General features: G+C 68.2%; 18 protein-coding genes, 2 tRNA genes and 2 pseudogenes. 11 read left to right on the top strand and 11 right to left on the bottom strand.

The window, feature by feature from the left end; translation table 11 throughout:
* The first annotated feature begins 27 nt into the window (after positions 1 to 27).
* The 4 genes from BO226_RS12510 (at position 28) to BO226_RS12495 (ending at position 1,738) form a co-directional block, all read left to right on the top strand.
* Positions 28 to 777: a DsbA family protein gene (locus tag BO226_RS12510; protein WP_006550359.1), complete on the top strand. Its 750-nt coding sequence runs from the start codon at positions 28 to 30 to the stop codon at positions 775 to 777.
* A 146-nt stretch (positions 778 to 923) separates the two neighbouring features.
* Positions 924 to 996 (top strand) — tRNA-Ala (locus BO226_RS12505).
* Positions 997 to 1,069: 73 nt separating this feature from the next.
* Positions 1,070 to 1,142 (top strand) — tRNA-Ala (locus BO226_RS12500).
* A 110-nt stretch (positions 1,143 to 1,252) separates the two neighbouring features.
* A complete protein-coding gene (locus tag BO226_RS12495; RefSeq protein WP_033097161.1) occupies positions 1,253 to 1,738 on the top strand; it encodes a hypothetical protein in 486 nt (161 codons plus the stop codon).
* Positions 1,739 to 2,148: 410 nt separating this feature from the next.
* Here BO226_RS12495 and BO226_RS12490 read toward each other — a convergent pair whose 3' ends face one another.
* Positions 2,149 to 3,090: a GlxA family transcriptional regulator gene (locus BO226_RS12490; RefSeq protein ID WP_024101449.1), complete on the bottom strand. Its 942-nt coding sequence runs from the start codon at positions 3,088 to 3,090 to the stop codon at positions 2,149 to 2,151.
* A 107-nt stretch (positions 3,091 to 3,197) separates the two neighbouring features.
* On the opposite strand from BO226_RS12490, the gene BO226_RS12485 reads away from it, so the two are divergent.
* The gene (locus BO226_RS12485) at positions 3,198 to 3,509 is read left to right on the top strand and encodes a putative quinol monooxygenase (protein ID WP_006247389.1); all 312 of its coding nucleotides are present in this window, start codon (positions 3,198 to 3,200) and stop codon (positions 3,507 to 3,509) included.
* A 679-nt stretch (positions 3,510 to 4,188) separates the two neighbouring features.
* Positions 4,189 to 5,472 (top strand): annotated as a pseudogene (locus tag BO226_RS28580) (IS1634 family transposase); the annotation flags it as partial.
* A gap of 75 nt (positions 5,473 to 5,547) precedes the next feature.
* Here BO226_RS28580 and BO226_RS12475 read toward each other — a convergent pair.
* From BO226_RS12475 to BO226_RS12465, 3 genes are read right to left on the bottom strand one after another with little or no spacing between them, the layout of a single operon-like run.
* Positions 5,548 to 7,353, bottom strand: coding sequence for an oleate hydratase (locus BO226_RS12475; protein WP_024101448.1), 1,806 nt, complete (start codon positions 7,351 to 7,353; stop codon positions 5,548 to 5,550).
* A 45-nt stretch (positions 7,354 to 7,398) separates the two neighbouring features.
* Positions 7,399 to 8,256, bottom strand: a complete 858-nt coding sequence (locus tag BO226_RS12470) for a 3-hydroxyacyl-CoA dehydrogenase (protein ID WP_071935385.1) — start codon at positions 8,254 to 8,256, stop codon at positions 7,399 to 7,401.
* A gap of 13 nt (positions 8,257 to 8,269) precedes the next feature.
* Positions 8,270 to 8,956 carry a TetR/AcrR family transcriptional regulator gene (locus BO226_RS12465; protein ID WP_230811593.1) on the bottom strand — a complete coding sequence of 229 codons (687 nt, stop codon included), beginning with the start codon at positions 8,954 to 8,956 and terminating at the stop codon, positions 8,270 to 8,272.
* 190 nt (positions 8,957 to 9,146) lie between these two features.
* On the opposite strand from BO226_RS12465, the pseudogene BO226_RS12460 reads away from it, so the two are divergent.
* A pseudogene (locus BO226_RS12460) lies at positions 9,147 to 9,347 on the top strand (ISL3 family transposase); the annotation flags it as partial.
* A gap of 350 nt (positions 9,348 to 9,697) precedes the next feature.
* On the opposite strand, the gene BO226_RS12455 reads toward BO226_RS12460, so the two are convergent.
* Both BO226_RS12455 and BO226_RS12450 read right to left on the bottom strand, forming a co-directional pair.
* Entirely contained in the window at positions 9,698 to 11,542 is a 1,845-nt protein-coding gene (locus BO226_RS12455) for a siderophore-interacting protein (protein ID WP_071935384.1), read from the bottom strand.
* Positions 11,543 to 11,631: 89 nt separating this feature from the next.
* Complete coding sequence (locus BO226_RS12450; protein WP_071935383.1) at positions 11,632 to 13,209, bottom strand: AMP-dependent synthetase/ligase; 1,578 nt, start codon at positions 13,207 to 13,209, stop codon at positions 11,632 to 11,634.
* A gap of 167 nt (positions 13,210 to 13,376) precedes the next feature.
* Between BO226_RS12450 and BO226_RS12445 the strand changes: the two genes are divergently transcribed.
* Entirely contained in the window at positions 13,377 to 14,654 is a 1,278-nt protein-coding gene (locus tag BO226_RS12445) for a LuxR C-terminal-related transcriptional regulator (protein ID WP_064852952.1), read from the top strand.
* Between the two features lie 39 nt (positions 14,655 to 14,693).
* Here BO226_RS12445 and BO226_RS12440 read toward each other — a convergent pair whose 3' ends face one another.
* Positions 14,694 to 16,472 carry a cutinase family protein gene (locus BO226_RS12440; RefSeq protein WP_071935382.1) on the bottom strand — a complete coding sequence of 593 codons (1,779 nt, stop codon included), beginning with the start codon at positions 16,470 to 16,472 and terminating at the stop codon, positions 14,694 to 14,696.
* A 333-nt stretch (positions 16,473 to 16,805) separates the two neighbouring features.
* On the opposite strand from BO226_RS12440, the gene BO226_RS12435 reads away from it, so the two are divergent.
* From BO226_RS12435 to BO226_RS12425, 3 genes are all read left to right on the top strand, one after another.
* The gene (locus BO226_RS12435; RefSeq protein WP_006550372.1) at positions 16,806 to 17,891 is read left to right on the top strand and encodes an S-(hydroxymethyl)mycothiol dehydrogenase; all 1,086 of its coding nucleotides are present in this window, start codon (positions 16,806 to 16,808) and stop codon (positions 17,889 to 17,891) included.
* Positions 17,888 to 18,523, top strand: coding sequence for an MBL fold metallo-hydrolase (locus tag BO226_RS12430; RefSeq protein ID WP_006550373.1), 636 nt, complete (start codon positions 17,888 to 17,890; stop codon positions 18,521 to 18,523). The genes BO226_RS12435 and BO226_RS12430 overlap by 4 nt, the downstream gene beginning before the upstream one ends.
* A 72-nt stretch (positions 18,524 to 18,595) precedes the next feature.
* A complete protein-coding gene (locus tag BO226_RS12425) occupies positions 18,596 to 19,618 on the top strand; it encodes a CobW family GTP-binding protein (RefSeq protein ID WP_071935381.1) in 1,023 nt (340 codons plus the stop codon).
* Positions 19,619 to 19,771: 153 nt separating this feature from the next.
* Here the strand turns inward: BO226_RS12425 and BO226_RS12420 are convergent, their stop codons facing one another.
* The 4 genes from BO226_RS12420 to BO226_RS12405 form a co-directional block, all read right to left on the bottom strand.
* On the bottom strand, positions 19,772 to 21,211 hold the full coding sequence (locus BO226_RS12420; RefSeq protein ID WP_071935380.1) for a DEAD/DEAH box helicase: 1,440 nt from the start codon (positions 21,209 to 21,211) through the stop codon (positions 19,772 to 19,774).
* A gap of 223 nt (positions 21,212 to 21,434) precedes the next feature.
* On the bottom strand, positions 21,435 to 21,848 hold the full coding sequence (locus BO226_RS12415) for a molybdenum cofactor biosynthesis protein MoaE (protein ID WP_071935379.1): 414 nt from the start codon (positions 21,846 to 21,848) through the stop codon (positions 21,435 to 21,437).
* Positions 21,841 to 22,839: a bifunctional molybdenum cofactor biosynthesis protein MoaC/MoaB gene (gene moaCB, locus BO226_RS12410; protein ID WP_024101436.1), complete on the bottom strand. Its 999-nt coding sequence runs from the start codon at positions 22,837 to 22,839 to the stop codon at positions 21,841 to 21,843. The genes BO226_RS12415 and moaCB overlap by 8 nt, the downstream gene beginning before the upstream one ends.
* On the bottom strand, positions 22,836 to 24,041 hold the full coding sequence (locus tag BO226_RS12405) for a molybdopterin molybdotransferase MoeA (RefSeq protein WP_071935378.1): 1,206 nt from the start codon (positions 24,039 to 24,041) through the stop codon (positions 22,836 to 22,838). The genes moaCB and BO226_RS12405 overlap by 4 nt, the downstream gene beginning before the upstream one ends.
* Positions 24,042 to 24,157 lie beyond the last annotated feature (116 nt).

Raw genomic sequence — 24,157 nt, 5'->3', positions numbered from 1 at the left:
ACCGACGAGCAGTAGAGGGCAGCATCCGTGAGCGCGAAGAAGGTCTCATCCGGCAAGTACACACCGCAGCCGACGTCGAACAGGGTCACCTACATTCTCGGCGGCATCGCGATCCTGGTGATCGGTGCGCTCGTCATCGGTGGTGTCCTGTGGTCGTCGGGCAGCGGCGATCCCCGCAACGACGGCTACGGCTCCGTGCAGAACGGCGCGGTGGAAGTGTCGATCGAGGACGACGGCGCAATCCTGCTGGGCCGCCCCGACGCCCCACGGACCGTCGACCTGTTCGAGGACCCGCTGTGCCCCTACTGCGCCGAACTCGAACACAAGCACTCGCAGGAGCTCGCCCAGGCGATCGACGACGGCCAATTGGCGATCCGGTACCGGATGCTCGCTTTCCTCGACCGGGCGTCGAGCAGCGGCGACTACTCGACCCGCGCGGTGGCGGCGGCGCAGTGCGTCGCCGAGAGCGGCGATGCCCGCGCGTTCTCCGCATTCCACGACGCCCTGCTGTCGCCCGACAACCAACCGGCCGAGGGTGGCGACGGTGACATCGACAACGCGGGTCTCGCGCAGATGGCGCGCGACGCGGGTGCCTCCGAGGACGTCGCGCAGTGCATCACCGACGGCGCCCGGATCGATCAGGCCTCGGCCGACGCGGAGGCGGGACGCCGTCTGCTCGCGACGACCGGAGCGGCCGGCACGCCGGCTGTCGTGTACGAGGGGACCGTTATCGACGCCCTCGGCGACGAGAACTGGGTGACCGAACTCGTCGGATAGACGGAGCGGTGGCGGGAGCTGCGCACGGTGCGTGCTCCCGCCACAGTCACGCTGTCTACCAGCCGATTTGTTGGCGTCGAGCGCGATGGTGTAGTTTTCTTTCAGCGCGAAGGGGTCAACCGGAGCGCAACGGTACAACCGAATACGGGGCTATGGCGCAGCTGGTAGCGCACCACACTGGCAGTGTGGGGGTCAGGGGTTCGAGTCCCCTTAGCTCCACAAGATCGCTACAGGCGAGAGTTCACGCTCTCGCCTGTAGTCTTCGGTGGCGGTCCCCGTCAGGGCCGTGCAAGGGGCTATGGCGCAGCTGGTAGCGCACCACACTGGCAGTGTGGGGGTCAGGGGTTCGAGTCCCCTTAGCTCCACGTGAGTTGAGAAAATCGAAACCTGCCCCGCCTGAGTGCGGGGCAGGCTCGTTTCTGCGGTTCGAGCCGCGCTGGCCCCCTGACCCGACCCCCACTGAGAGGACTTGGCAATGCCCGCTCCCCAGACGACTGACCCGACAGCGCTGCTCGGCCGGTGGGAATTGACCGGCTTCTCCGAACAGGACGCCGGACACCGCTCGGGCAGCTACGCGATCATCTTCCGCGACCGTTCGCTCTACACCCCGGAAACCATCTCCCCCGCCGGAGGCGAAACGCTCGAGATCACCGACTCCGACGGCGAGGTCCACTTCTCGATGCGAGGCGGCGCCAAGGTCCCCTGGACCTCCGCCGAGAAGGAGCAGGGCGTCCTGACCGACTCGATCGAGGATCAGGACGGACGCATCGTCAGCAGCGTGGCGCCATACCTCCGCATGGAGCGACTCGTGGACGGCACCTGGGTGAGCAAGTACTCCGACAGCGACCTCGACATGAACAGCAACCTGTTCACCGACGGCCCCGACCTCATCCTGATGGTCACCACCATCGTCGACGAACTCTACGTCACCAAATACTTCTACCGCTTCTCCCCAGCCTGAGCATTCCGTGCGACCATTACAGGCTCTTCTCAGATGACGGTGTAGGTCGGCCGGGCGCGTCGGTCCGCAGATAGACGTCGAGGTCTCCCGACGATGGAGGTTCCTACGCCATCCATCCGAAAGACCTCGACGTGTCCGACGCTACCCCGCCGGCCGGCTTCGGCCGCGCTGACCGCCTTCGCGGCTCATCCCAATCGACCCTGATCGGGTCTGCTGACCCCCTCGACGAGAACGCAGCGACACCACAGCCACTCGACCCCGACCGTCCGGGAAGCCGGGGCACGTCACATGGCCGGTGCTGCGGGCGTGTCGAGTGGGTCGTCCAGGGGCGACGCAGGAGCGTCGACGCGACGTGCTGAGAGGTGGTTCCAACCGAGCGCTAGGACACCGGCTACAGGCATGGCGATAGGTCAGGAACGGCGTCGCTCCCTGCGCAGGAGGGAGCGCAGAGTCTCGGCGTTCGCGTAGCCGACCCGTAGCGCGATCTCGGCGGAGGTGAGGTCCGTGGTTGCTGAGAGGTGCCGAGCTCGTTCGATGCGAAGCCGTTGGACGAAGCCGAGCGGAGTGAGGTTGAGCGCCGCACGGACTCGTCGTTCGAGGGTGCGCCGGCTGGTGCCGAGCGACTGCGCGACGAAGGCGACGTTGAACGGTTCGTCCAGGCGGGCGCGCACGAAGCGTTCGAACTCGACGACGATCGGGTCCTCGTGCCGGAGATGTTCGTAGGCGACGAAGGCCGCCTGCGACGGACGCTCGTCGATGATGAGGAGCTTGGCGACATGTTGGGCCAGGTCGGGGCTGATCGATCGCACGAGTGAGAGCGCGAGGTCGATGTGGGCGAACGCGGCGCCGGCGGTGACGAGGTTCCCGTCGACCACGACCATGGTGTCGAGATCGAGGGCGACGGTCGGATAGCGCTTCAGGAACTCCGGCCCCAGGAACCAGCTGGTCGTCGCCCGCCGATGATTCATCCGTCCGGTCTCGGCGACGGCGAACACGCCGGTGCACGCCGCGGCGATCCGGGTGGTCGCGTCGTCGAGGCGCCCGAGTGAGGCGATGACCGAACGTGCATCTCGGCTCTGGAGGGCGTCGTTGGTAGCGGCGGCCGTGAGGGTTCCAAGCGCAGGGACGATGACCACGTCGAACTCTCCGGACTCCGACAGCGGGTGGTCTACCGACAGGGTCATCGATGCCGTCGTGGTCACTCGCCGTTTCGGTCCGAGGATGGCGAGTTCGATCGGGTCGATCCGCGGGTCGACATCGCCGCGGGCTCCGTCGGCCACCCGCACGATGTCGATGACCGACGCGACAGCCGAACCGAAGCAGCCGTCGATCGCGATCAGTCCGATACGCATGGCGCGAACAATAGCAATACTGTCGTATACGCCACTCCCCACCGGCCCTCGCTCGTCATACGCTGAACTCGCCCCACGAAGAACCCCGACTTCAAGGAGAACCCCTCATGTCCACACCAGCATCACTTCCGTATGCATTCGTCGCCAAGATCGTCGCGGCCGATGGACAGCACGACGCGCTCGCCGATCTGCTCGCCGGCGCTGTCGCACTCGCCAACGAAGAAGTAGGAACGATTGTCTGGTTCGCGGCTAGGACCCACGCCGACACCTTCTGGATCTTCGATGCATTCCCCGACGAGGCCGCTCGCGACGCCCACGCCAACGGCGCCATCGTCGCAGCCCTGATGGCCAACCAGCACCTCCTCGGCGCAGCACCCGAGATCCTGGCGGCCGACGTCCTCGCGTCCAAGCTCCCGTAGTCCGCCAACGCACGAGACGATCGCGCCCGCCGAGCCGTCGGACCCGACCGCCTCGACACCCGCACCACGTTGACGATCCCCGACGGGCCGATCACGAGGAGGCCAGGCAACACCGGGCGCAAGCCTGGAGCGGCACTGTTTCACCGGTGGTCATCGAGAGAGCCAGCGCGGTTCCATGGCAGCGCAACTGTGTCAACTTGCCCTCCGTCCCGCGAGGCGCCGTGGGCGGGTCGTGGTTGCGATCCGTTGCCGTGACGGGAGACGCGTTGCGCGTCGCAGCGATGACGGGTCGTTGGCGTTCCGGGGCGTTGCGTTCGTGCGCGCCGCGCGTGCGGCATGGAGCATCTCGCTGCGCACACAACGATCGCTGCGCCGACGCACCGTTGACACCTCGCACGTCCAGGTCGCGACACAACGCCACGCTGCGTTGCCGAGCGGAGCGAGGCCTATCGGCGTTGCCGAGCGGAGCGAGGCCTATCGGCACACGGGCAGGATGCCGGCCGCGAGCGCTCAGCCGGCGAGGGGTCCGTCGCAGAGGAGAGCGACGTCGGTGTCGGGCCGAGGCGTGAGGCCAGCGCATCGCGCGACCACCAGAACCGAACCGCCCCTGCCCTGCGTGTGCGCAGGGCAGGGGGCTGTTTCGCCGGAGCCGCCTGTCGGAATCGAACCGACGACCTAATCATTGATCGAGATTGCTAAGCAACGAATCAACGCTAACCAGCACGAACTCGATCTCGGGCTGGAGGATCGAGCCTCGGCGGTGATCGATCTGCCCGCCAGCACGGTAGCCGTAGTCAAACGCTCGTCGCCACGAATTTTGTGGCAGGGCTTGGCTGGCAGCTACGAGCGCCTGGGGTTGGGCGTGGTGGCGGATTCGGTATTCCGCGACCTTGGTACTGGCCCGTCTGGTCGAGCCGACGAGCAAACTAGATTCGGTACGGGTGCTTGGGCGCCTTGGCCTAGATCCCCCGCACGTCAACACGCTTTACAACTGTCTGGGTCGGGTAATTGCTCGCGACTACCGCACTCTCATCGCGGCCGCTTGTTGGCGCCACGTCACGGCCGCCGGCGGCCCCGGCGTCGCCCTGCTGGTCGCCCGGGACGGATTCCCGCTGGACGTGCACGTTTTCGAGGGCAACAAGGCCGAAACCAAGACCTTGATCCCAGTGATTACCGCCTTCCAGGAGCGGCACGCAATCGCGGACATGGTCGTCGTGGCGGACGCCGGGATGCTTTCAGCGGCCAACCTCAACGCCTCGAAGACGCAGGTCTATCGTTCATCGTCGGCTCCCGCACCTCCAAAGCGCCCAAGGAGCTCGAAGAGCACTTCGGTCGCCGCGGCAACGCCATCGACGACGGCGAGATCGTGGAGCTGACCCGCCCGATGGGGCAAGGCCGCGACAGGCGCGACCGCCGAGTGGTGTGGCATTACAAGTGGGAGCGCGCCCAGCGGGATCGCCGCACGCTCAGCGCGCAGATCGACCGTGCTCAGCGGGTGGCCCACCGGGCCGAGCCCTTGAAGAAGCAGCGGTTCGTCAAGCTCATCGGACAGAACGTCACTTTGGACGAGGCCTCGATCGAACGGGCTCGCCGAGCGGCCGGATACAAGGGGTACGTCACCAATATCGACTCGATGATCATGGATGGCCACGCCGTGGTGGCGTCGTACCACGACCTGTGGAAGGTCGAGCAGTCGTTCCGGATGGCCAAGTCCGACCTCAAGGCCAGACCGGTCTTCCACCGGACCAGGGATTCCATCGAGGCGCACTTGACCGTGGTGTTCGCCGCGCTGGCGGTTGCCCGATACCTGCAGAACATCACCGGCGTATCGATCAAGAAGGTCGTCGGCGCCCTCGAACCCCTGCGCACGATCGTGGTCGCCATCGGCGACCACGAGATGATCGTCGAGCCGAGCATCAACGACGACGCCCGCAAACTCATCGATGCGATAAACGCGGGTCACCAAAAGTTGTGGAACTCAGGCCAGAGATCGGCGCGGGGTGATCCTCGCTCGGTGGACGGAGTCGGCGTCTGCGGGTCAGGCTCCGGCGTCATCGGCACGGACTCGTTTCGTCGTGCCGTCGAGCTCGGGGATGAGTCCGAAGTCGGTGAGGAGTTGTCCGATCTGAGTGTGGTCGAGGTGCTTGATGATGCGGTTGCCGACGAACTTCGGGCCGGGGAGCTCTACCTCCTCGCCGTCGCGCAAGCGCGCGGTGGCCTCGAGCAGGAACCTGAGATCATAGGTGGAGTTGAACACCTCCGGCACGCCGCGATCGATGCCCAGCAGCTGGTAGGCGGCCTCCATCGCAGTACGCACCGAGTACTCGGTGGTGAAGATCGTGTCGCGCGTGGTTTCGGCGAACTGGCCGATGAACGCGAAGTTCACTGCGCCCTCGGGCACCACGTCGGGGCGGTCACCGGCGGTGCGGGGCATGAAGAACGAGGTGACGTAGGGCATCATCACGGGCACGGTCTTCGCGCCGTTTGCCGCGAGCTCCGGGATGTCCTCGACGGGCACACCCAAGTGATAGAGCCATTCTTGGGTGATCTCTTCGCCGGTCGACTCCTGCATTGTCTTGCCGGTGAAGTCGCCGGGCACGTCGACGAACAGGCCGTAGACCCACACGACGATCTCGTCGGGTGCTTGCGCTTTGAAGTGCGGCTGGCGGTTGACTGTCCAGCTGAGCAGCCAGGACGAGTCTTTCGCGGTGACGATGCCGCCGGTGACGATGTTGCCGGAGAACGGGTCGCGCTTGGCGATCTTCTTGATGTACCTCGGGATCTCAGGGCCGATGGTGGTGACCGTCGCTGACTCCCACTTCGTCTTCGAGATGTCGCCGCAGAACACCTCGGGGCGTCCGAAAGAGGGGTGCTTGGCCGCGATGCGCCGCCACAGGTCCCACGCCGGCGCGGGACCTTCGTCGAGTCTGGCCGCATTGTGGTGGGTGCCGTCGTCGGAGTTCTCTGTGAGCGAACCGATCGTGGCGAGCACGAGGTCGTCGGGACCGAGGTCGACGCCGCCGGGCACGCCGCCCTTTGTCCAGTGGATGCGGGTGGCCTGTTTACGGTCGCCGTCGAAAACGAAGTCGATGTCGGTGACCTCGGTGGAGAACTCGAATCTCACGCCCTGGTCCAGGAGCCAGCGGTACATGGGCAGCACGAGCGATTCGTACTGGTTGTACTTCGTGAACTTCAGCGCCGAAAGGTCGGGGAGCCCGCCGATGTGGTGCACGAACCGGTGCAGGTAGAGCTTCAGCTCGAGTGCGGAGTGCCAGTTCTCGAACGCGAACATCGTCCGCCAGTAGAGCCAGAAGTTGCTGCTCAGGAACTCTTCACCGAAGATCTCGTCGATGCGCTTGTCTTCCATCTCCTCACGCGAGGCGAGAAAGACCTTGACCAACTCCTTCTGAGCTTTCTCGCTCAGGCCGAACTCATTGTTGGTGACGAACTCCTCGCCCTGCCGGTGTGTGACCCGGTTGAGTGAGTAGTTGGGGTCGTCTTTGTTGAGCCAGTAGAACTCGTCGAGGACGGATCCGTCGACCTCGAGCGACGGGATGGTGCGGAACAGATCCCAGAGGCACTCCATGTGGTCTTCCATCTCGCGCCCGCCGCGGATGACAAACCCTTTGTCCGGCTTCTTGATACCGTCCAGCGCGCCGCCGGGCAGGTCCAGGCGCTCGAGGATTGTGATCTTGTCGCCGGAGAGTTGCCCGTCGCGGATCATGAACACCGCCGAGGCCATCGAGGTGAGCCCGGCGCCGACGAACCAGGCGGTCTTGTTCTCGACTCCCTCGGGCTTGCGGGGGCGGGCGAAGGCTTCGTAGTTTCCGCTGCTGTAGTACATCTGGCTTGCACGTCCTCTCGTAGACTGTTCTGCCGCGGTCGTGGGTCAGTTGTAGGTGTAGAAGCCCTCGCCGGTGGCGACGCCCAGCTTGCCGTGGTCGATGTACTCGCTCTTCAGCCAGGCCGCGAGCGCCTGGTCCTCCTCCCCGCCGTGGGCGAGGATGTTGTACGGGGTGGCCAGGCCGATGACATCGGTGATCTGGAAGGGGCCCATCGGCGCTCCCGTGCCGATCCGCCACACGTTGTCGATGTCCTTCGGCTCGGCGTATCCGCCGGCGGCGAGTGCGTACCCGGCGTTGAGGAACGGCACCAGTAGCGAGTTGAGGACGTAGCCGGACTTCTCCTTGTACACGGGGATCGGAACCATCCCGATGTTGCCGGCGAAGGTGACGACCTCGTCGAACACGGCCGGATCGGTGTCGGCGGTGCCCATCACCTCGGCGGTGTTGAACTTCCAGACCCGGTTCGCGAAGTGCAGCGCGAGGAACTTGGCGGGGCGTCCGGTGGAGTCCTCGAGGTCGCTGGGCAGAAGTGTCGACGAGTTCGTTGCGAAGATCGTCTTCTCCGGTGCGAGCTCGCCGAGCCTCCGGTAGGTGTCCTGCTTGATGGACAGCACCTCGGGGATCGCCTCGATGACCAGATCCGCGTCCGCGACCGCGTCGGCGAGGTCGGAGGAGAACCGGAGGCGGGTGAGCGCCTCCTCCGCCTTCCCCTCGGCTGCCCCCGCGACTCCGTCGTCCTTGTAGGTGGTGACGAGAGCGTCGAACCGCTTCTTGGCTGCCTCGATGGCGTCGCTGCTGATGTCATATGCGGTGACCTGGAAGCCGCTGTAGGCGGTCTGGAAGGCGATCTGGGTGCCGAGGACTCCGGTTCCCAGGACGGTCACGTGTGTGATGTTGCTCATTGTTCTGTTTCCTTCATTCCTTCTCGGGCGGCGGATCCGGCCGCCGGGGTGTGTGCAGCACGCCGGTCACGATGAGCGTGACCTGACGTCTGAGGTCGTCGATCGCGTCAGCCTCGGGGATGTCCGAGGCCGTCATCCGAGCGATCGCGAGATGAGTGACGGCGAACAGCGAGGATCCTGCGACGCGTGCCTCCCCGTCGCTGAGGGTCGGAGCGGCGCGTCGTAGCGTGTCGGAGAGGGACGCCTCGAGCTCGAAGATCAACGCCATGCCCTCGGCCCGGAACTTCGCGTCGTGAGGGCCGAACAGCAGTTCCCGCTGGTACGCAGCACTGTTCTCCGGCTCACGTGCGGCAGCGACGACGAGGGGGTGCAGGCGGGCGAAGACCGCGGCGGCGGGATCCGGCGTCAACGCCGCACGCGCGGCGCCCTCATCTATCGATGCCCGGAGTGCCTCGTTGTAGACCATGAGCAGCAACTCGCTCTTGGTCGCTGCGTACCGGAACAAGGTCCCCGCTGCGACTCCGGCCGCGGCGGACACCTCCTGCGTCGTCACCGCGGAGAACCCGCGCGCACGCAACAGATCGGACGCCGCGCGAAAGATTCGCTCCCGCTTGAGCCGCATGTTCTGCTCGCGGCGGGACTCTATCTCCCGAACGCCCGGGCGCCGTCCGCGCTCCGAAAGCTGCTGCACCTCGCTCACATTAATGAGCATACTCATTTTCTTGCGGACCGCAAAGGGCGTACGCACACGATCGGCGACAGGCGTGGCCGGTGTTGTGGCTCTTCGCAGTTGAGAGGGTGGGTGGCTGAGCGCGTCGGTCGCCGGATGAAAGTCGATGCCTTCCGATGATGGAAGTTCTCCCACTGACCATCCGCCGGAAGACCTCGACGTGCACCACGCTACCTTCGCGACCCCCGACCTGACCGTCTTCTGCCACCTCGACGAGCTCGGTCTTGTGGCCGTCGGTCAGCTGCTCGAGCCGGATCGCGCGGTGATCGAGTGCCGCGTCGCCGAGCCGGACCCGTGGTGCCGGGGATGCGGTAGCCGGGCGCTCTCGCGCGGGACGGACACGCGGCGTCTCGCCCACGAGACATCCTCGCGTTCTTCGACCGGACCGGCACGTGCAACGGCCCGACCGGGACCGTCAACGGGTGCCTGGAGCGCCTCCGCGGCTCGGCCCTGAACTTCCGGAACCTGACGAACCTCATCCGGTCGAGACAGCTGAGGAAGGCTCCGCCTCGGTGCGCCTGGTGGACACGCACGCTTCGAATGGCCCTGTGGCTCGCGACCATCCGTGCCAGCGCTGGGGCAAGTTTCGACAAGCCTCCCGCTAGGTCCACCGTTCGGAAGACATTCCTCGCGGGAGACTTCCTCGCAGCAGCTCTTCTCGTCGTTCTGCAGCGGCCCCGCGCGTCGCGAGGCCGCTGCATTCTCACGATCTCAGCCCGCCGAGCCGGTGGACGTGTACAGCGTCATGCCCCAACCCACCGTCGTGCGCTCGGGTTCCGCGAGGCCGGCCGCCTCGAACAGTGCCAGGTGGTCCTTGTGCGTACGACCACCGCCGCCGCTGAGTGCGAAGTCGACGAGATCGTCCTCGTAGTCGTGCTCACCGGCGATGTCGTCGAGCACAGTGCCGAAGACGAGGACCCGGCCGTCCGGATTCAGTCCCGCCGCTGCCTGCTGCAGCACGTGCACGGCGTCGGCATCGGGCAGTTCGTTCAACCGCCCGGTCAGCAGCACCGCGTCGACCGGTTCGGGGCGGGTTTCGAGCATGCTGCCCGGCGTATAGGCGACGCGCTCGTGCTCGCCGTGGACGCGACGCAGGACCTCGATCTCCGACGGCGCGGCCACCACGGTCGCCCGTACCGACGGATTCGCCGTGACGAGGGCGTGGGCGTAGGAACCGGCGGCCTCACCGGAGACCGCGATCGTCGAGACATCGGAGGGCACCTTCGCCGCGAGGGTACTGGCGAAGTAGACGGCCATTTCGGCTTCCTGCTCGTACCGATCCGTCAGGAGAGCGGTGTCGTCTGTGACGCGCTGCGCGAAGCTCTTACCGAACCGATGTGCGTCGTCCCCGCGACCCGTGCGGACGGCAGCGAGCAGTGCGAGCATGCCCGCCAGTTCCCGCTGCGCGTGCACACCGTCGAGTCGCAGTTCCTCGAGGTGGTGGTCGTCCTCGAGTTCACGGCCGACGCCGGTGAGCCGGAACCGGCCCTCGCCCAGATCCTCGGCCACCCCGATGGCGACGAGATAACGGAGAAGTTTGCCCAGACCGGTGCGGTCGGTCCCTGTCTTGGCCACGAGTTCGTCGAGGGTGCGCGGCGACGCGTCGAAGGCCGTCGCCAGTCCGATGGTCGCTGCGACCCGCAGCGCGAAACCCGGTGCGATCTCGGCCAATTCGTCGAAACGGTCGCGTTCGTCCTCGGTCGCCTCGAAATCGGGCAGGGAGGCGTCGGCCTCCGACACCGCGACTTCCTGACGACGCCAGTAGCCGGTGACCTCCATCTGTTCCTTCGGCAGGCCCTTCTCATTGCGCAGCCACCGCCGGATCGGGGTGAGCGTGAGGGCCTCACCGGCCACCCACGCGAAGACCGTGCCGTCCCACCACTCGGCGGCCCGGAGGGCATCGAACAACAGGGTGGTCGTGCCCGGCTCGGCGCCGTCGCGGCTCAGCCAGGTCAGCTCCACACCGGCGGGAACGGGAAGATCCTGCCGATTCGAGTCGTCGGCGATCTCGACGAAGATCCGGCCGCGTGCACCCTCCGGCCAGTTCTCGAGCCAGCGCCCGATGGCCGGCAGCGCCGTCTCGTCGCCTGCCACGAGCGTCCAGTCCACGCCCTGCGGGTGTCCGGCCGACGACTTCGGTCCGGCGATCTGGATGGTCTCACCGGGTTCCGCGCGGTACGACCAACTCGACGCGGGACCCACGCCGTGGCGCACGAAGTCCACGTCGATCTCGCCGGCGACCGGATCCCAGCGCCGGACGGTGTAGGTGCGCATGAGCAGCTTCGGATCGCGCGGCCAGTTCACCACGCCGTCGGCCTGGGTGGGGCCGAGGGCCTCGTCGAGTTCGGGATGCTTGAACATCAGCTTGAACTCGTCGTCCACACCGTCGGACCGGAACGCCTCCACCGGGAATCCGTTCGGCGCGACGTGCGCCCGCAACTGTTCGCCCCCGAGGGTCACCCGCCGCATCCCGGGGCTCACGTCCGTCACGCGGAGCACCTTCAGGTACCGCGTGGTGATCGGGAAGACCTCGAGGGGGCGAAGACTACGGGCCATGGGTGCGTTCTCCTCGGCAGGGGATCGTGGACGGCGGAACGACCGGTCTCTCCGCCCGCGCGGTGACCTGCGTTTAGGCGAACCTTACTTCAGAGGGCATCCGTCTGCCGCGACCCGTCCTGGCCCGCGCGACGACCGTTCGCGTACATCTCGTCGACGAGACTGGCGTACCGGGCGAGCACGCGATCCCGGATCGGACGCCCGGCCGGGTCGAGATCGTCGGTCTCCAGCGGCTCGCTCACCGCGACGAAACGGCGGATGCGTTCCCACGGATCCGATCGGGCGTCGAGCTGTTCCAGCGCGGCCGCGACGACCGGTTCCGGCGCGGTGGTGAACACGAGACCGACGCAGTACGGGCGCAGCTCCCCGGCCACGACGAGTTCGCTGCCCGGACACATCCGGCGCCAGCGGTCGGCGAGCGCGGTGGGGCCGACGTACTTTCCGGTGCTGGTCTTGAAGGTGTCCTTGCGGTGCCCTGTCACGACGACGAATCCGTCGGCGTCGATCTCTGCGAGATCGCCCGTGTGGAACCAGCCGTCGGCGTCGAGCGCGGCGGCACTCTCCGCGGGATCGTCGTGGTAACCGGTCATCACTCCGGGACTCCGAATGAGGAGTTCGCCGGTGTCGGCGATCCGGACCTCCGTGCCGCGCAGTGGTCGGCCGACCGTGCCGGGGCGGTGCGCGCCGAGCAGGTTCGCGCACGACGGTCCGGAGGTCTCCGTGATCCCGTAACACTCGAGCACCGGTACACCGAGCTGCTCGAACCGCCGGGCGACGTCTTCGGACAATCGCGCCGATCCGGAGACGACGAAGCGGAGCCGACCCCCGAGCTCGTCCCGTTCCAGCCGGGCGATCTTCTCGAGCACGTGCGGGACCGATCCCAGGAAGGTCGGCCGGACCGTGCGCAGATTCGCGGTGACGCGGTCGGCGCGACCGTCGACGGCGGTGCTCACACCTGTGTGCATGGCCATGAGCAGCAACGACCGGCCGAAGACGTGCGCGAGCGGCAACCACAGCAACTGACGGTCGGACGACGAGATCATCCCGGTCTGCGCGACGGCACGGGCGCCGTAGGTCGTGCCCCGGTGGGTCAGGCACGCGCCCTTGGTGCGGCCGTCCTCGCACGCCGTGTATATCAGCGCGGCCTCGTCGTCCGGGGACAACGCCGCGATCCGTCGCTCCACGACGTCGGGGTCGGTGCGCAGCAGACGGCGCCCTTCGTCGGCGAGCTTGTCGAGTCCGTCGATGCCCAGGACGTCGGTGGCGGCGACCGGCCGGTCGGCGACGGTGAGGACGGTGTGCGCACGCCGGATCTGCGACCGCACCTCGTCGTCGCGGGTCGCCGGGTAGATCGGGACGGTGACGCCGCCCGCGCACGCGATCGCGAGGTCGGCGACGACGGTCCGATAACAGGTCGTCGCGCAGATCGCGACCCGCGATCCGGCTCCCACACCCCGACCGATCAGTCCCGCCGCGAGGTCGAAGACCTCGCGGCGTACGTCCGTCCACGTCGAAGGACGCCACCGTTCACCGTCCGGGCACAGGTAGGCGACGGAGTCGGGGGAGCGGGACACCCGGTCGAGCAGCAGACGCGGCACGGTCGCGGGGAACCCGTCGCGACCGTCGATCGCGGTCGCGGTGCCCGTCGTCGCGCGGGGGTCCGCCACTGTTCGCAGCACCTCCCACGGACGAGGAATCGAAGTCGCCCCAGTGATCGGAATGTTACCGCCGGCCGGGGTCCGAGGGGCCGAAGTGGCGCAGTACGCGATGCACGCGTCGGCAGGGGCCGGGGCTCCTCCGGGAAGGCGCCGGTGGACGCCGATATCGTGGGCATGTGAGTCCCGCTGCCCGTCGCCCTGAGGTCCTGATCGCCGAGCTGCGCGACGTCCTCACCGGTCCGCTCGCGGAGATCGCGCAGCGATTCTCCACCTATGTCGACGACCTCGCTCCGCACAGTGCCCTGGTGATCTTCACGAGGGAATGCACCGGCCGGCCGCGGAAGGTGGCCGGCGACCCGTCGATCGTCGACCGGGTGACCATCGCCGAGCTGGATCGGGTGCGGAACGACCTCGCCGCGGGGGAGATCCGCCGCGGCAGCTTCCGTCTCGCTGGTCGCGATCGTGAGGTGTGCGCGATCCTCGACAGCACCGACACGCTCCTGGTGTTCGTGCCTCGCGGGGCCCGGGCCACCTCCGCGGCCCTCGTTCTCGTGCGGGCGGCGTTCGGCGTGGTCGCGACCGGCATCCGGTTGCAGGTGCACACCGCCAGCCCGGCATATCTCGCGGAATCGCGGGCCGCCTCCGCGGAGCGGGCCCGCACCGTCGCCGAGCTCACCGAATCCCATGCCGTGACCCTCGAGACGATCCTCGCGACCCTGCGGTCGAAGGATCTCGACGACACCCGTGCCCGGACCACGGCGCGGGAGACAGCGACCGAGGCCCTGATCGGCCTGCGATCGGCGGTGGACCTGCACCGCGAACTCGCGGAGGAGGCACTGACCACCGCGTTCGCGCGACTCCACGGTGAACTGCGCGATCTGGTGCGGCACCGCCCGCTCGACCTGCAGATGGTCGCTCCGCCGGTGGGTGGACGGGGACTGCCCGGCGAGGTCGCGCACGCGGCCCGCGCGATCGCCCGGGGCGCGGTGCTGGCGATGTCCGGTCAGACCGACGTGACGCGGGTGCGCGTCGCGTGGACCTGCGACGACTCGACCCTGCTGGTGGACGTGCGCGACGACGGCAGCGGCGAGATCGACGTCGTCGAACTCGGGCGCCAGCTGCGCGACCGCGTCGAAACCCTCGGCGGTGGAATCGAATCCGAGTCGACCCCCGGCTGGGGCACACGGATCGCGGTGAGCTTCCCGCTCGACCTGCCGATCGCTGCGACGGACGGACCCGCTCTCGATGCGCTCGCCGCGCTCGCGCCCCGGGAGATCGAGGTCCTCGAACATCTCGTGGCCGGACGGCGCAACCGCGTCATCGCCGAACGTCTCGGCGTGAGCGAGTCGACGGTGAAGTTCCACGTGGCCGGCGTACTACGAAAACTCGGCGTCAGCACTCGCGGTGAGGCCGCGGCTCTCGGTGCAGAGGCCGGGGTCCGCGCCGCGGGCTGACGCCGAGTTCTCGGTCGTCGGGTGGCCCGTCGAGGACGGTCAGGCAGCCGGTGCCGGCGACGTGGTCGTCGGGGCGACGGTCGTCGTGGGCGTTCCGGAGGAGGTGGTCGACCCGGCGCCCGTGGTGGTCTCGCCCGTGGCCGGAGTCGTGGTCTCCGACGGGGTGGAGACCGGAGCCGTGGTGGTCATCGGGGTGGGCGTGGCTGTCGTCACGCCCGCTTCGGGTGCAGGCGGGGCCACCGGTGCAGCGGGGTCGCCTGCGGGAGCCGGGACAGCGTCGACGGGGGTGGGCACGCTGCTGTCGGCGACCGTCGCATCGTCGGTCACAGTCGAGGACGGCGAGGTCTCCGGCGTGGTGGACGCCTCGGCGGTCTCGGCCTTCGCCGTCTCCTCGGCGATCATCAGCACCGCGGCCTTGTCGACCTTGTTCGCATCGACCGCGTTGCCCTCCTTGGCCTCGCGGGCCAGGTGCTCGAGCCAGGCGGCGGCGTACTCGACGGTGGACGTGCCCTTACCGTCGATGTCGTCGTCCCAGTAGTCGAAGTGGTGACCGTAGTGGTCCCGGGTCTCCTCGTTGTAGCCGAAGGTCTGGTCGTAGGGGTCGGCGAGCACCACCGCGAGGGTGTTCTGGTTGCTCCGGATGAACCCGACGACCTCCTTGACGATCTTCTCCGGCAGGTACGCGAGGTTCGACAGACGCTCCGCGGGGATCGGGGCCTCGGCACCGTCCTCACGGGTGGCGCCGGAGTCGGCGTCGGCAGCCACAGGCGTGGTGGGGCGGGCGGCGGGATCGTAGCTCGGGTCGGAGACCTTGATCAGCACCTCGAGGAAGGTCTCGTCCGACCGCATCCAGTCCGGATTCGCCGAGATGTCGGCGAGGGCGAGCAGCGCGACCCGGCCGACGACCTGGGCCAGGTCGGCGCCGGTCGCGGGGGTCAGTCCCTCACGCTCGAGGGCGTCGCCGTTGACCTGACGACCCACGTTCGCCAGCAGTTCGATCAGCGCGATGTTCTCGGGTGCCGAGCACGTGAAGTCGCCCTCGGAGCAGAACGAGGCGACCTTGCCGGCGAGATGACCGAAACCACCGTTCGTGTCGGGGAGGACACCGCGTCCGGAAACGGCGTCGCTGCCCGGCTGGTAGGGGCGATCGAAGCCGTCGGGGTTCGTGCCGTTTTCCGCGCCGGGGAAGAAGCCTTCTCCGGCCTCGCGGCCCGCGTCGGAGAGGATGACCACGCCGCTGACGGCGTCGGGATCGATGATCTCCCAGGAACCGTCCTCGCTCTGCTCCTGCGCACCGATCTGCATCGCGGCGCGGCGCGCGACGTCGGCGCCCTCGCTGAACCCGACGATGGCGAACTGGGTGTCGGGGCAGGACCGCCGGATGGCCTTCATGACCTCGATGGTGTTCTCGGCGCCCTTGTTCACGGCGTTCTCGTAGCTGGCGAGGTCGGCCGGGTACTCGATGTAGATGGCCGCGTAGCCGTCGCCGGCCTCGTGGTTCTCGAGCGGTGCGCTGATGACCGGCTCGACCCAATGGCTGCGGTAGGCGCCCTGCTGGGCGGCGGGAAGGCGGTTGCCGTTCTCGTCGACGAGCATCTTCGACTCGTCGCGAGGGATGTCACCGCGACCGCCGATACCCAGGCTGACCATGTCGTGACATTCGGTGGTCTTCGCCAGGCCGGCGAGGTACGGGTCGGCAACGGTGGGGGTGTCCTGTTGCGGAAGCACGATCGCGGCCGCTGCCACGACTCCGAGCGCGGTGGGGGCGAAGACGCCGGCGAGAATCCGCCGACGCGACAGCGACTTTCGAAGTGCCATGGGCCTCTACCAATCCGTTTCTGACCGAGGAATTGCCGGCCCGCCGAAGTGCGGCGGGTCGTAACGGATTTCGTGAAGGTCGCTCGCAGCGTTACATCGACACGGGTTTACCGAGGTGGCGACGGAGAAATGCAGGCGCGAACACCGAGCCGCGAAATCCAAGGGAAATGCGCCAATCGGACAATTCGAGTTCGCTGCTCAGCGACTGGCCGTTCGGCTGGGTCGGGCCCGCCGAACGATCAGGAGCAGAGCGCCGCGGGAGTGGCTAGGGTCGGAATCACCGGAAGTCGGAAACACCGGATACTGCCGGTCGCATCACGAAACGGAGACAGCATGTCGCAAACAGTCCGCGGAGTCGTCGCTCGCTCGAAGGGAGCGCCTGTCGAGGTCGTGCCCATCGTGATCCCCGATCCCGGCCCCGGTGAGGTCGTCGTCGCGATCGCCGCGTGCGGCGTGTGCCACACCGATCTGCACTACCGCGAGGGCGGCATCAACGACGAGTTCCCGTTCCTGCTCGGCCACGAGGCCGCCGGTGTCGTCGAATCCGTCGGTGAGGGCGTCGACTCGGTCGCCGTGGGCGACTTCGTCGTCCTGAACTGGCGCGCGGTGTGCGGCCAGTGTCGCGCCTGCAAGCGCGGTCAGCCGCAGTACTGCTTCGACACCTTCAACGCCACCCAGAAGATGACACTCGAGGACGGCACCGAACTCACTCCGGCGCTGGGCATCGGCGCGTTCGCCGACAAGACCCTCGTCCACGCCGGTCAGTGCACCAAGGTCGACCCGAGCGCCGATCCGGCCGTCGTCGGCCTGCTCGGCTGCGGTGTCATGGCCGGTCTCGGTGCCGCCGTCAACACGGGCGGAGTCACCCGCGGCCAGTCCGTCGCCGTCATCGGCTGCGGCGGTGTCGGCGACGCCGCGATCATGGGTGCGCGCCTGGCGGGTGCCGTCACGATCATCGCCGTCGACCGCGACGACAAGAAGCTCGAGTGGGCCACCGACCTCGGTGCCACCCACACCGTCAACTCCAGCGGGGTCGACGCGGTCGAGGCGATCAAGGAGCTGACGGGCGGTTTCGGCGCGGACGTCGTCATCGACGCGGTGGGCAGGCCGGAGACCTACAAGCAGGCCTTCTACGCCCGCGACCTCGCCGGCACCGTCGTCCTCGTCGGTGTACCCACCCCGGATATGACCCTCGAGATGCCGCTGATCGACTTCTTCTCGCACGGCGGCTCGCTCAAGAGCTCGTGGTACGGCGACTGCTTGCCCGAGCGCGACTTCCCGACCTACGTCGACCTGTACCAGCAGGGACGCCTGCCGCTCGAGAAGTTCGTCACCGAGCGCATCGGCATCGACGACGTCGAGAAGGCGTTCGAGACGATGCACCGCGGTGAGGTCCTCCGTTCGGTGGTGGTCCTGTGAGCACCTCGCCGATCCGCGTCGACCGGGTCGTCACGTCGGGCACCTTCGCGCTCGACGGCGGCGAATGGGAGGTCGACAACAACATCTGGCTCGTCGGCGACGACTCCGAGGTCGTGGTGATCGACGCCGCGCACACCGCGCAGCCGATCATCGACGCCGTCGGTGGACGGAAGGTCGTGGCGATCGTGTGCACGCACGCACACAACGACCACATCACCGTGGCGCCGGAGCTGTCCGAGAAGCTCGACGCGCCGATCCTGCTCAACCCGGCCGACGACGTGCTGTGGGAGATGACCCACCCGGGTGTCGCGCACGGCACGCTCGAGGACGGGGAGCGGATCCGGGTGGCCGGAACCGACATCCAGGCGATCGCCACGCCGGGTCACTCGCCGGGTTCGACCTGCCTGTACCTGCCGGAAGCGGGTGAGCTGTTCACCGGCGACACCCTGTTCTCCGGCGGACCGGGCGCAACGGGCCGCTCGTTCTCGGACTTCCCGACCATTATCGGGTCGATCCGCGACAAGCTGTTCGTCCTGCCCGCGGAGACGAAGGTGCACACCGGTCATGGCGACGGCACCACGATCGGCACCGAGTCGCCGCACCTCGAGGAGTGGATCAAGCGCGGCAGCTGACGCCGCCGGTGCGCGGTTCCGGCGGCGGTTGCCGTCGGAACCGCGTACGAGCGCACGGCTAGTCTCACCACCATGGCGAAGAAGCAGATCCCGGTGATCGTGGTGGCCGGATTTCTCGGCGCGGGGAAGACGACGCTGCTCAACCACCTGCTGCGCAACACCCGCGGTGCGCGGATCGGTGTGATCGTCAACGACTTCGGTTCCGTCAACATCGATTCGATGATGGTGGCGGGGCAGGTCGACTCGATGGTCTCGCTGAGCAACGGATGTCTGTGCTGCGTAGTCGATGTCAGTGACATGGACGCGATGCTCGACAAGCTCGCCCACCGCTCGTCCGATCTCGACGTGATCGTCGTCGAGGCGAGCGGACTCGCCGAGCCCCGCAACATGATCCGGCTCGTCGCCGGTTCGGAGAACGAATACGTCTCCTACGGTGGCCTCGTGCTGGTCGTCGACGCGGTGGAGTTCGACGCGACCGTCGAGCAGCATCCCGAGCTCGAACAGCACGTGGCGCTCGCCGATCTGGTGCTGATCAACAAGACCGACCGGATCGACGGTGAGGCCCACGACGATCTGCTGACGCGCCTGTGCCGGCTCAACTCCCGCGCCACGGTCGTCTCGACCGATCACGGTCGCATCGACCCGGCGTTGCTGTTCGACATCCCGGAGCGGCCGGGTCCGCAGCCGGGGGAGCAGCTCACCCTCGACCGGTTGCTCTACGAGCAGGACGACCACGAGCACACCCATCTGCACGACGGCTACGACGCGATCACCTTCGAGTCAGCAGATGCACTGCACCCCCGCGTGCTGGTCGATTTCCTCGAGAACCAGCCCGCAGGGGTGTTCCGTATCAAGGGATACGTGCGAGTCGCTGCCGGACTGGACACCGGCACCTATCTGTTGCACACCGTCGGCGACCACATCAGGTTCGAACCGGCGGGTCGCGGCGACGACGTGCCCGACGGGACGCGGCTCGTCGTCATCGGGGCCGATCTCGACTGCGACGACGTACGCGAGCGACTACGCCGCTGTGTGCCGACCGAACCGGTGTCCGCGGACGCGATGTACGCGATACACCGATTCACGCCCCGCTGAGGCGGAAGGCCGATTCATCCCGCTGAGGCGGAAGGCCGATTCATCCCGCTGAGGCGGAAGGCCGATTCATCCCGCTGAGGCGGAAGGCCGATTCATCCCGCTGAGGCGGAAGGCCGACTCACCCCCGCTGACGCGGGAGGCCGGCCCTTCGGCTCAGCGAGCGGCGGAGGTACGGCGCTGGGGACGACGACGGCCACCGGTGGCAGCTGCGGCGCCCTGACCGGCCGAACGCTGACCGCCGGCCGCGCGCTGCCCACCCGAGGAGCGCTGCCCACCCGAGGAGCGCTGACCACCGGCGGAACGCTGTCCGCTCGACGAGGAACTCTGACCCGAACCGGAGCCCTGGCGGGGAGCCGACGAACGGCGGCTGCCGCCGTTGCGCTGCGGACGCGACGGCGCGGAAGCCTGCTTCGGTGCCGGCGCGACGTACGGCGCGATCTCGCCGACGAGCTTCAGCACGTGCTCGGAATCCGCCGTCACCTTGATGGGGGTGACGTCGATGGCGGCCTTGCGCATGATGGCCGCGAGATCCCTGCGCTGGTCGGGTAGGACGACGGTGACGACGTCGCCGGTGCTGCCGGCGCGGGCCGTGCGACCGGAGCGGTGCAGGTACGCCTTGTGCTCGGCCGGGGGATCGACGTGCACGACGAGTTCGACGTCGTCGACGTGGACACCACGTGCGGCGACGTCCGTCGCCACGAGCACCCGCGCCTCGCCCGACGAGAACGCGGCGAGATTGCGGTCGCGGGCGTTCTGGGAGAGGTTGCCGTGCAGGTCCACCGCTGGGATGCCGGAGTCGGTGAGCTGCTTGGCGAGCTTGCGGGCCTGATGCTTGGTGCGCATGAACAGGATTCGGCGACCGGTTCCCGATGCGAGAGTGCGGACGAGGTCCTTCTTCGTATCCATGCCCGCGACGTCGAAGACGTGGTGGGTCATCGCGGCGACGGGGGAGGTGGCCTCGTCGACCGAGTGCATGACCGGGTTCTTCAGGAACCGCTTGACGAGCTTGTCGACGCCGTTGTCCAGGGTGGCCGAGAACAGCAGGCGCTGACCGTCTTTCGGTGTCGCCGTCAGGATGCGGGTGACGCCGGGCAGGAAGCCGAGGTCTGCCATGTGATCGGCCTCGTCGAGCACTGTGACCTCGATGTCGTCGAGCGCCACGAACTTCTGGCGCATGAGGTCCTCGAGGCGGCCCGGGCAGGCGATGACGATGTCGACGCCGCGACGGAGGGCCTCGACCTGGCGCTTCTGCGACACGCCGCCGAAGATCGTGGTGACCTTCAGACCCGACGAATGCGCGAGCGGTTCGATGGCCGCGGCGATCTGGGTCGCCAGTTCGCGGGTGGGAGCCAGGATCAGGCCACGCGGACGGCCTGCCGCCCGGGTGCTCCTGCCGGCGAGGCGAGCGGCGAGCGGGATCGAGAAGGCCAGGGTCTTACCGCTACCCGTGCGTCCGCGTCCGAGCACGTCACGACCGGCGAGGGTGTCGGGGAGGGTGTCCACCTGGATGGGGAAGGGGCTAGTGATCCCGGCGTCGTTCAGCGTGGCGACGAGCGGGCGTGGCACCCCGAGATCGGAGAAAGATGTGGTCATGGAACAGCGCTGCCTTTCGATGCGGCGTGTGTGCACTCGACGGGCCGTGTGCCCGTGGTGCTGTGCGATCGCCGCAAGGAAGGCCGGTGCATCTGTGCGTACTGCATCTGTGCATGCGGGCCGGGCACGATCCCGGGCCGCCGGTATCCCACGACGGTGGGCGTCGTCGTGACGCCCGAACCATGTCACCCTACCGCACGGGGTGCGTCAGTCCCTGATGTGACTACAGACCCACCCACTCCGAGGCACCCTCGGTGAAGTGCTGACGCTTCCAGATCGGCACTTCGGCCTTGATGCGTTCGACCAGTTCTGCGCAGGTGGCGAAGGCTTCTGCACGGTGTGGGGCGGCGACCGCCGCGACCAGCGCGAGATCGCCGATGGTGAGATCGCCCACTCGGTGCACCGCCGCGACCGGGAGCCCGGACTTCGCCGCGACGTCCTCGCAGCACCGACGCAGGAACGTTTCGGCATCCGGATGTGCCTGGTACTGCAGCGCGGTCACCGACTGTCCACCGTCGTGATTGCGGACGACACCGGTGAAGAGCACCACCGCACCGTGTTCGGCGCCTGCCACCGCGGCGTCCACCGCTGCGGGATCGAGCGGTTCCGAGGAGATCCGGGCCAGTAGTTCACTCATGAGCGCCGCCTCCTGCGACTTGTGCCAACAGATGGTCGAGGATCGGGTCGAGGGCGGCGAGACCGTCCTTCACCCCGCCGGGCGAGCCGGGCAGGTTCACGACGACCGTGTGGCCGACGAGACCGGCGACGCCGCGCGAGAGCACGGCGTGCGGGGTGGCCTCGAGTCCGCGCTGCCGGATCGACTCCGCGATGCCGGGCAGTTCACGATCGAGCAGGGCGAGAGTCGCTTCGGGGGTCGCGTCGGTCGGCGACGCCCCGGTTCCGCCGGTCGTCACGACCAGGGCAGGGCCCGGACGGACCGCGTCGGCGAGACCGGCGGCGATGTCGGCGTCCGCGTGGACGAGGGGACCGCGGACCGCGAATCCCTTGTCCTCGAGCCACGACCGGATGAGTGGTCCGGTGCGGTCCTCGCGGGTGCCCGCGGCGACACCGGTCGACGCGACGACCACGGCGGCGGAGCGTCCGGTCTTCTCCACGGGCTGTTCGCCGGCCCCGGGGGTCCCGTCCCGGCCGGGTGCGTCGTCACGGGTCCAGTGGCCGCGCTTGCCGCCCTCCTTGGAGATCAGCCGCACGCCGTCGAGAACGGCGGCCGGATCCACGGCCTTGACCATGTCGTGCAGGGTCAGGCCGGCGACGGCGACCGCGGTGAGCGCCTCCATCTCGACTCCGGTCGGGCCCTTGGTCTTCGCGGTGGCCTCGATCGTGATCGAGGTGTCGGTGAAGTCGAACATCACCTTCACCGACGACAGCGCCAGCTGGTGGCACAGGGGGATGAGCTCCCAGGTGCGTTTCGCCGCCGCGATGCCGGCGATGCGGGCCGTGGCCAGGACGTCGGCCTTGGGCATGTCGTCGGCGCGGACGAGCGCGACCACCTCGGGAGTGGTGACGAGTTCGCCTGCCGCCACGGCGATCCGTGTGGTGTCGGTCTTCGAGGAGACGTCCACCATGCGGGCGCGTCCCTGGTCGTCCAGGTGGCTGAGGTCGGTCACAGGATCCGTACTTTCACGAGGTCTCCGGCTTCGAGGGAGGTGGTGTCGGCGGGGATGTCGAGGAGCACGTCGGCGGCGGCGAGTCCGGCGACGAGATGCGACCCGTGCCCGCGGAAGGGGGTCACCCTCTTCTCGTCGAGTCGCCCGCGCAGGAACTGCCGGCGTCCCGGGATCGACGTGAGATCCTCGGTGAGCGGCAAGCTCTCGCACACGACGGGCGGATAGCCGGCGGCGGCCCGCAGTGCGGGTCGCGCGAACACCTCGAACGAGACGAGCGCGCTGACAGGATTGCCGGGGAAGGTCAGGATCGGCACGCCGTCGACCACGGCGGTGCCCTGAGGGCCGCCCGGCTGCATCGCCACCGAGACGAACTGCCCGCCCCGCGGCGCGAGCGTGTCCTTCACGACCTCGAAGTCGCCCTTCGACACTCCGCCGGAGGTGAACACGACGTCGGCGACGCCCACGGCATGTTCGAGCATCGTCACGAACTCCTCCGGATCGTCGTGGCAGTGGTCGATGGTCACGACGTCGGCACCGTTGGCCGACGCGCTCGCGGCCAGCGCCGGTCCGTTCGAGTTGAAGATCTGGCCCGGCCCGAGTTCGCTCCCGGCCGTGACGAGTTCGCTGCCGGTCGAGATGATCGCGACCCGCGGCCGTGCGCGGACGGGGATCGAGGTGAGGCCGACGGCGGCGAGCGCGGCGATGTGTCGGGCGGCGAGGACCGTGCCCGCGGGAAGCAGCAGATCGCCCTTGCGGACGTCGGTTCCCGCCTCACGCACATAGGTTCCGGGCGTGACGCTGCGCTCGACGGTCACGCTGCCGGCGCCGTCCGAGTCGGGGGTGGTCGCACGGGTGTCCTCGACCGGGACGACGGCGTCGGCGCCGTCCGGGACCGGAGCGCCCGTCATGATCTTCAGCGCGTGCCCCGGTTCGAGTGCCGCGACGGTGTCGCCCGCGGCCAGCACGCCCTGGACGGGCAGGTCGGCGGGGGTCGACGCGAGATCGCCGGCGCGGACGGCGTAGCCGTCCATCTGGGAGTTGCGGAAGGGTGGCAGGTCCAGCGGCGACTCGACGTCCTCCGTGAGGGTGCGGTGCAGCGCGTGCGCGAGCGGCACACGCAACGGGCTCTTCTTCCGCAACGGGTCGAGCAACGCCGCCACGTGCTGTTCGTGTTCCTCCACGGACCGCCTGCCGCTCGTCATGCCGCCATCCTAGGCACACGAGGACCGTGCCCCGCCGCCCACGACGCGCCGCGTGTGCCCCGTCTGTCCGGATGCGATGTCACGATCGGCGGTTGTGGGCATACTGGGCTGTATGA

The organism is Rhodococcus sp. 2G, from assembly GCF_001886355.1.
Taxonomy (GTDB): Bacteria; Actinomycetota; Actinomycetes; order Mycobacteriales; family Mycobacteriaceae; genus Rhodococcus; species Rhodococcus pyridinivorans.
The sequence above is the reverse complement of the archived record's forward strand: the minus strand, read 5'-3'. Positions and strand labels throughout refer to the sequence as shown.

Coding starts and splice junctions, on each gene's coding strand:
- BO226_RS12495 (WP_033097161.1), top strand. CDS start 1,253: ATGCCCGCTCCCCAGACGACTGACCCGACAGCGCTGCTCGGCCGGTGG.
- BO226_RS12490 (WP_024101449.1), bottom strand. CDS start 3,090: ATGCGTATCGGACTGATCGCGATCGACGGCTGCTTCGGTTCGGCTGTC.
- BO226_RS12485 (WP_006247389.1), top strand. CDS start 3,198: ATGTCCACACCAGCATCACTTCCGTATGCATTCGTCGCCAAGATCGTC.
- BO226_RS12475 (WP_024101448.1), bottom strand. CDS start 7,353: ATGTACTACAGCAGCGGAAACTACGAAGCCTTCGCCCGCCCCCGCAAG.
- BO226_RS12470 (WP_071935385.1), bottom strand. CDS start 8,256: ATGAGCAACATCACACACGTGACCGTCCTGGGAACCGGAGTCCTCGGC.
- BO226_RS12455 (WP_071935384.1), bottom strand. CDS start 11,542: ATGGCCCGTAGTCTTCGCCCCCTCGAGGTCTTCCCGATCACCACGCGG.
- BO226_RS12440 (WP_071935382.1), bottom strand. CDS start 16,472: ATGGCACTTCGAAAGTCGCTGTCGCGTCGGCGGATTCTCGCCGGCGTC.
- BO226_RS12435 (WP_006550372.1), top strand. CDS start 16,806: ATGTCGCAAACAGTCCGCGGAGTCGTCGCTCGCTCGAAGGGAGCGCCT.
- BO226_RS12425 (WP_071935381.1), top strand. CDS start 18,596: ATGGCGAAGAAGCAGATCCCGGTGATCGTGGTGGCCGGATTTCTCGGC.
- BO226_RS12420 (WP_071935380.1), bottom strand. CDS start 21,211: ATGACCACATCTTTCTCCGATCTCGGGGTGCCACGCCCGCTCGTCGCC.
- BO226_RS12415 (WP_071935379.1), bottom strand. CDS start 21,848: ATGAGTGAACTACTGGCCCGGATCTCCTCGGAACCGCTCGATCCCGCA.
- BO226_RS12405 (WP_071935378.1), bottom strand. CDS start 24,041: ATGACGAGCGGCAGGCGGTCCGTGGAGGAACACGAACAGCACGTGGCG.